4 protein-coding genes and 1 pseudogene are annotated in these 5,623 nt (G+C 58.6%); 1 reads left to right on the forward strand and 4 read right to left on the reverse strand.

Annotation, left to right across the window (positions count from 1 at the left end):
- The 3 genes and pseudogenes from Q0O19_RS13715 to tolB form a co-directional block, all read right to left on the reverse strand.
- Positions 1–440: pseudogene (locus Q0O19_RS13715) on the reverse strand (hypothetical protein); the annotation flags it as partial.
- Between the two features lie 5 nt (positions 441–445).
- Positions 446–991, reverse strand: coding sequence for a peptidoglycan-associated lipoprotein Pal (pal, locus tag Q0O19_RS13720; protein ID WP_295523886.1), 546 nt, complete (start codon positions 989–991; stop codon positions 446–448).
- Between the two features lie 37 nt (positions 992–1,028).
- Entirely contained in the window at positions 1,029–2,321 is a 1,293-nt protein-coding gene (gene tolB, locus Q0O19_RS13725) for a Tol-Pal system beta propeller repeat protein TolB (protein WP_295523888.1), read from the reverse strand.
- A gap of 98 nt (positions 2,322–2,419) precedes the next feature.
- Here tolB and msbA point away from each other — a divergent pair, with 98 nt between their 5' ends.
- Positions 2,420–4,213, forward strand: a complete 1,794-nt coding sequence (gene msbA / locus Q0O19_RS13730; protein ID WP_295523890.1) for a lipid A export permease/ATP-binding protein MsbA — start codon at positions 2,420–2,422, stop codon at positions 4,211–4,213.
- 6 nt (positions 4,214–4,219) lie between these two features.
- Here the strand turns inward: msbA and rng are convergent.
- Positions 4,220–5,623: ribonuclease G (gene rng, locus Q0O19_RS13735; protein WP_295523893.1), on the reverse strand; the 1,404-nt coding region annotated here is incomplete at its 5' end.

The following is a 5,623-nucleotide window of genomic DNA, read 5'->3' on the forward strand; positions in this document are numbered from 1 at the left end:
TCCAAGTTGACCTTCACAGGGTCAAAGCGGCGCAAACGATCTTCCACCCCCAGCACCAAGTCTTTTTGGCGTATTTGAAACTCGGACAAGGCTCTGGCCAATTCCGCTTGGCTGCGGGCCAACTCCGCTTGGCTGCGGGCCAATTCCGCTTGGGTGCGCGTCAATTGCTCTTGGGCACCGCGACTTTGCGACAACTCGGATTTCAGACTGTCAATCTGGCCTTGGAAATCAAAGAGCGCTCGGCGAAGTTGAGCGTTTTCTTGGGTCAAGAGTTTGATGGTGGCATTCGATTGCTCAACACGCTGGCGCAAATCCAAAATGGCTTTGCGGGCCTCATCGTCTTCAAACAGTCCCGCTTGGGCAATGCCCATCCAAACGGACAGGCCCCAAGCGACAACCCATCTCGAACAGACCAATGCAGACAGGGTGCGGGGACTCATGGCGTTCAATACCGGATTTCAACGCGGCGGTTTTTGGCCAAGTCGGCTTCAGCAGAGCCCTGCGCTGCTGGCTTTTCTTTGCCATAGCTCACCGCTTCCACCTGGCTCTCCGGCACCCCCAGCAAGCTCAAGGCCTGACGCACGGCTTCTGCACGCTTTTGGCCCAAAGCCAGGTTGTACTCACGGCCGCCCCGCTCGTCGGTGTGACCTTCCAAGTTGACTTTGCGCTGTTTGTTGGCTTGCAAGAAACGGGCATGGCTTTCGATCATGGGGCGAGCTTCCGCACGAACCACAAAGCTGTCGTAGTCAAAGAAGACCACATGCGCTATGCCTGTTGGACCGATACCCGGAACCGACTTGTCCACCACCACGCTGGCCACACCGGTTTGAGCGCCGCTTTGAGGGGTGCCAATGCCTTGCGTGGAGACGGAGACACCGCCCGAGGATGTAGCCGATTTGTCTTCCACAGGCACATCGTCCAACTTCACACCCGATGCGCAACCGGCCAAAAGACCTGCCATCAACACACTGGCCAAAAATTTCTTTGTCATGATTTACCTCGTCAATTTAAAAATGGAAATTCAAACATCATGGGCGGACTGGGCCCCAGTGGGGTTCCCGAATGTCTCCGCCCTGACCGGCCAAGCGTGCTTTGACACGACCGTCTAGCGTGGTGGTCATCAAAGATTCTCGGCCTTGAAAAATGGATGCATAAACCAACAGACGGCTGTTGGGCGCAAAACTGGGACGCTCATCAGCGGTGGTGTCGGTCAGCGCTGTGACCTGCCCTGAGGCCAACTCCATCAAGTGCAGACGAAAACCAGCCCCTACCCGCGACACATAAGCCAGCCACCGACCATCGGGGCTGACAGCAGGTGAAATGTTGTAAGTGCCCGAAAATGTGATCCGCTCTGCGGGGCCACCCTGGGCAGGCATTCGGTAAATCTGAGGGCTGCCCCCTCGGTCGCTGACAAAAAACAATGCACTGCCATCGGGCGAGAAAGCCGGTTCGGTGTTGATGCTGCCCGATTGGGTCAATCGGCGTGGCTCACCGCCTTGAAGATCAATGCGAAACAACTGTGAGCCCCCCTCTCGGCTGAGCGTGGCCACCAAGTATTTGCCGTCAGCACTCCACGCTGGCGCACTGTTGGAGCCCTTGAAATTGGCCACCGCGCGGCGCTGGCCGGTGGCCAGATCGTGCACATAAACCACAGGTTTGCGCTGTTCAAAGGACACATAGGCCAACTGGCTGCCGCTGGGCGACCAAGAGGGCGAAATGATGGGCTCTGGGCTTGACAGTGCCGATTGGGCATTCTCGCCGTCGGAGTCGGCAATCCACAGGGCATAGCGGCCAGCCGACTTGGTCACGTAACTGATGCGAGAAGTGAACGCGCCCGGGGTGCCCGTCAGTTGCAGGTAAACCCAGTCCGCCATGCGGTGTGCCGACAAGCGCAGTTCAGAAGCGCTGACGGTGTCCTTGAAATCGCCCTTGTCTTGACCTTTGACCACATCCCATAAACGGGCACGCACATCGTAACGGCCATCGGCCAAACGGGTAACCGAACCCGCCAGCAAGGCATCGGCGGACTGTTGACGCCATGATGACCAATCAGGCCGGCTCGATTCATCCATGAGGACAGAACCTGCAGACAGGCCCTTGAACTGCCCGCTTCGCTCCAAGTCGGCTTGAACAATGCTGGCCAGTTTCTGAGGGGCAGTCGCCTCACCCTTGAAAGGCACAATCACCACAGGCAACTGGGTCATGCCCACGCCCGTCACCTCAACGCGAAACTGCGCCCAGGCGGGCAAGGCCAGAAAACTCCAAAGCAGCAGTTGTTTCAAGCTGAACAGCAGACCGATGCGTAAAAAAACAAGCTTCATGGGCGCAAATGTTAGTCGATAGGGCGAGATCCTTGATCGTACACCGTAGAAACGCACTTTTGGCAGCCACAGCAGCGGTCCTCCTTACAATTGGCCGCATGAGCCAGCCCCCCTCGCCTTCCCCATCACCCGACAGCTTGGTACGCCGATTGCGCAAGTTGGCGCCCTACTTTGGTCGCCAAAAAGGCATTTGGGGTGTGGCGATTTTGGCCACCTTGATGGGGGCATTGACCGAACCCATGATTCCCGCTTTGTTTCAGCCTTTGCTGGACCAAGGTTTTGCCGAAAACAAACTGCCCCTGTGGGCCATTCCAGTGGCCGTGGTGGGCTTGTTCACGGTCCGGGGACTGGCCAACTTCATCTCTCAGTACGCCTTGTCCCGGCTGACCAACGACGGCATGGAAAAACTCCGCTCTGAGCTGTTCGCCCGGCTCATGAAAGCCGATTTGTCTTTGTTTTCCAAACAATCGGCCAGCGCCTTGTCCAACACGATCGTGTATGAGGTGCAAAACGGAGCCTCTCAATTGGTCTCAGCGGTCATCGCACTGGCACGCGATGGCTTCACGCTGATCGCTTTGCTCAGCTACTTGATGTGGCTCAACTGGAAACTCACTTTGGTGGTCTTCACCGTGGCCCCCGGTTTGAGCTGGATCATGAAAGCGCTTTCACGGCGGCTTTACAAACTGACCAAAGAAAGTCAAAGCGCGACCGATGACCTAGCCTATGTGGTTGAAGAAAACGTGCTGGCCCACCGAATTGTTCGTTTGCAAGGCGGCCAGGCTCAACAAATGGACCGTTTTGGCCAACTGGCCAAGGTCCTCAGGCGCTTGGCCCTGAAAACCACCGTGGCCTCAGCCGCCATGACGCCACTGACCCAGATCATGGCGGCTTTGTCCCTGTCCATGGTGCTGGTGATCGCCCTTTACCAAAGCCAAAACGGTGCATCGGGGGCCACCGTGGGTGGATTTGTGGCCTTCATCACTGCCATGCTGATGCTGGTTGCACCCATCAAGCGCTTGGCCGAAATTTCCAGCCCCATCACCCGCGGCTTGGCGGCGCTCGAGCGCGGCCTGGCCCTCTTGCACGGGACCCCAGAAGAAACCCAAGGCAGCTACACCAGTTCCCGCGCCCAAGGATCTGTCGAATGGCGCGATGTGCATTTGCAGTTCAATCCCGACAGTCAGCCGGCCTTGTCGGGCGTGTCCCTGAAAGTCAGTCCCGGTGAAACGGTGGCTTTGGTCGGCACATCGGGCGCGGGAAAGACCACCTTGATCCAGCTTCTCCCCCGCTTTGTGGAGGCCCAATCTGGCCAGGTTTGTGTGGATGGCGTGCCCCTTCAAGATTGGCATTTGGACAGTTTGCGCCGGCAAATCGCCATGGTCAGCCAAGACGTGGTGATGCTCAACGACACCGTCGCAGCCAACGTCTGCCTGGGGCACGACGCAGACCTGCAGCGCATTCAGGCCAGCTTGGAAGCGGCCAATCTGTGGGCCCATGTGTCCCAATTGCCCCAGGGCATGAACACCCTGTTGGGCCACAACGCTAACCAATTGTCGGGAGGTCAACGCCAGCGCTTGGCGATTGCCCGCGCTTTGTACAAGGACGCTCCGATCTTGATTTTGGACGAGGCCACCTCCGCACTGGACAACGAGTCAGAGCGGCTGGTGCAAGACGCCTTGGAGCAACTCATGCAAGGACGGACCACCTTGATCGTGGCCCACCGCCTGTCCACCATCGAACATGCAGACCGGGTGGTGGTGATGGAAGGGGGTTGTATCGTTGAGCAAGGTGCACCGGCCCAATTGCTCGCGCAAGGCGGGGCTTATGCCCGACTGCACCACCGTGGCGAATGGGCCAGCACAGAACCTGCGCTGACCCCGCCGCCACCCTGATCTGAATCAGAGCAACACGATGTCGTATTGCTCGGGTCCCATGCCGGTCTCGACCTGCAATGAAATCGGCTTGGCGATGAAGTCCGACAAACCCGCCAAATGCTGGCTTTCCTCGTCCAGCAGCAAATCAATGACCGCAGTGGCCGCCACGATGCGGAACTCACGGGGGTTGAACTGACGCGCTTCGCGCAAAATCTCGCGCAGGATGTCGTAGACCACCGAACGCGGTGTTTTGACAATGCCTTTGCCTTGGCAACTGGGGCAAGGTTCGCACAGCATGTGGGCCAAAGACTCCCGCGTGCGTTTGCGCGTCATCTCCAGCAAACCGAGCGATGAAAACCCGCCTGCCATGGTCTTGACACGATCCCGTGACAACTGTTTGCGAAACTCGGCCAGCACCGCCTCTTGGTGCTCGGTGCGGGACATGTCGATGAAATCGGCGATCACGATGCCGCCCAAATTGCGCAGCCGCAGTTGTCGGGCGATGGCCTGGGCCGCCTCCAAATTGGTCTTGAAAATCGTGTCCTCAAAATTGCGCGCCCCCACGTAACCGCCGGTGTTCACGTCCACCGTGGTCAGCGCCTCGGTCTGGTCGATGATCAGGTAACCACCCGATTTCAGGTCCACCCGACGGCCCAGTGCCTTGACAATTTCCTCGTCGATGGCATACAGGTCAAAAATCGGGCGCTCACCCTTGTAGTGCTGCAATCGCTCGGCCGCTTTGGGCATGAACTCCTGACCAAAGGCCTTCAGCTGGGCAAAGTGCTCTTGCGAATCGATGCGGATGCTTTGCGTGGCCTCGCCCACCAAATCGCGCAAAACCCTTTGCAGCAAGGTCAAATCTTGGTGCAACAAGGACGCGGGCGGCAGGCGCATCGAAGCCTCTTTGATGCGGGCCCAGGTCTTGCGCAGGTAGGCGATGTCGTCTTGCAACTCTTCGTCGCTGGAGTCTTCGGCATTGGTGCGCAAAATGAAGCCCCCCCCAGCAGGGCCGACCAAGGCCTGGACCCTTTGGCGCAGCGCGTCACGCTGTTCGGATGGGATTTTTTGCGATACACCAATGTGGTCGTCTTGCGGCAAAAAGACCAGATGACGGCCCGCGATGCTGATTTGCGTGGACAGCCGGGCCCCCTTGGTGCCCATGGGGTCCTTGATGACTTGCACCATGAGGGCGCGGCCCTCGAACACCTGCTTTTCAATCGGCACCAGCGGCTGGCCAGTGCGGGCGGCGGCGGCCTCACCCTCGGCATGCTTTTGCCACACGTCGGCCACATGCAAAAACGCCGCTTTGTCCAGGCCGATGTCGATGAAAGCCGATTGCATGCCGGGCAACACCCGGGCCACCTTGCCCAGGTAGACATTGCCCACCAACCCACGTTCCAGCGTGCGCTCGACATGCAGCTCTTGCAC

The organism is Limnohabitans sp. Rim8 (assembly GCF_945869175.1).
In the GTDB taxonomy this organism is placed as follows: domain Bacteria; phylum Pseudomonadota; class Gammaproteobacteria; order Burkholderiales; family Burkholderiaceae_C; genus Limnohabitans_A.